Raw genomic sequence first — 1,833 nt, 5'->3', positions numbered from 1 at the left:
GTGCCACCCCCGCCGCCGCCCGGCCAGCCCGTCGTGCCGCCGGAAACCCCGACCCAGCTGCCGCCCGACATCCGCGAACCGGAGGTGCCCGACGAGCAGACGCCGCCTGCGGGCGACCCGCCGAGGCAGCCCACGCCCATCGTGTCGCTGCACTGAGTTCGCGGGTCCTGGGCCCTGCCTGGGCCCGGCAATCGGTGGCATCATGGGCGCCGCTTCGATGCGCGGCGCCTGCCCCCTGACGCACAGAGACCAAGGAAACGCCAAAGATGACCCATGCCCTGATCGTGGACGATGACGTCGATGCCTCGGCGATGCTCGGCGAGCTGATCGCCATGCAGGGCTTGACGGTGGCCACGGCGAACACGTTGCGCGATGCGCGCAAGCAGCTGGCCCTGCAGCCGCCCGATCTGGTGCTGCTGGACCTGCGCCTGCCCGACGGCAGCGGCATGGACCTGTTCGCCGACCCCGAGCTGCTGGCGAATTCGGAGGTGGTGCTGCTCACGGGTCACGCCAGCCTGGAAACCTCCATCCTTGCGCTGCGCCTGGGCGCGGTGGACTACATCGTCAAGCCGATCACGCCCAAACAATTGCAAGGTGTGTTGTCGCGCGTGAGCAAGCCTTCGGTGTTCAAGGCGGAGGTGGCTGGGCTGACGGCCAGCGTGGCGAGCACGGGCCATTTCGGTCAGCTGTGGGGGCGTTCGCCCTCGATGCTGCAGGTGTACGAGCAGATCACCCGCGTGGCGGGCACCGGTGTGTCGGTGTTCATCACGGGCGAGAGCGGCACCGGCAAGGAAGTGGTGGCGCAGACCATCCACGAACTCAGCCGCCGGCGCAAGATGCCCTTCATCGGGGTCAACTGCGGCGCCATCTCGCCCAACCTGATCGAGAGCGAGCTCTTCGGCCACGAGAAGGGCAGCTTCACGGGCGCGGACCGCCAGCACCAGGGCTTCTTCGAGCGCGCGGCGGGTGGCACGCTGTTCCTCGACGAGATCACCGAGATGCCGCTGGACCTGCAGGTCAAGCTCTTGCGCGTGCTGGAGACCGGCCGCTTCCTGCGCGTGGGTGCGACCCAGAGCCAGGAGACCGATGTGCGCATCATCGCGGCGACCAACCGCCAGCCGATGCAGGCCGTGGCCGACGGGCGCCTGCGCACCGACCTGATGTACCGCCTGAATGTGTTTCCGATCGACCTGCCGCCGCTGCGCGAGCGCCTGGACGACGTGCCGTTGCTGGCGAACCGTTTCCTGCGCCTGATCGGAGAGCAGGAGGGCAAGGAAAAGCGCTTTTCGCCCGAAGCGCTGGAGCGGCTCGCGGCCTACGCCTGGCCGGGCAACGTGCGCGAGCTGCGCAATGCGGTGCAACGCGCGTACGTGATGACGGCCGGCCAGACGATCGCTGCGCAGTGGTTGCCGGGCGCCGCCGACCCGCCGGGCGCTCCTGCGACCGTGGCGGCGCCGGTCGCGCCGGTGGAGACCGCGCTTGCGGCGCCCGATGCCCGCCATCCCGAGGGTTCGGTGGTTCTGCCGCTGGGCATCTCGCTCGCGCAGGCCGAGCAGACCCTGATCCTGGCGACGCTGCAGCACTACGGCCGGCAGAAGGAGCGCACCGCCGCGGCCCTGGGCATCAGCCTGAAGACGCTTTACAACCGGCTCAAGCAGTACGCGGCGGACGACAAGCTCGACGGGCCGCGGCCCTAGCGGCACGCCGCTTGCCGCGTGGGGGCAGGTGATCCTTTGATCACCGCTGTGCAGGAGTGCTTCCATGTCCCATGTCATTGCCACCGGCGAGAAGAAGCCGTGTGCGCTGGAACTGGCCACCAGCCCCGCCCCGGGC

The 1,833-nt window shown here is 69.6% G+C and carries 1 protein-coding gene; it reads left to right on the top strand.

Annotated features, from left to right (window positions below):
• The first annotated feature begins 266 nt into the window (after window positions 1-266).
• Window positions 267-1,697, top strand: coding sequence for a sigma-54-dependent transcriptional regulator (locus AC07ZS_RS29750; protein WP_494802028.1), 1,431 nt, complete (start codon window positions 267-269; stop codon window positions 1,695-1,697).
• Window positions 1,698-1,833: the final 136 nt, after the last annotated feature.

The sequence above is a fragment of the Hydrogenophaga sp. GW456-12-10-14-TSB4 genome (assembly GCF_059424305.1).
This window is presented reverse-complemented; position numbering and strand designations above follow the sequence as displayed.

Bases quoted from the DNA above. Each gene is read 5' to 3' on its own strand.
- AC07ZS_RS29750 (WP_494802028.1), top strand. From the start codon at position 267: ATGACCCATGCCCTGATCGTGGACGATGACGTCGATGCCTCGGCGATG.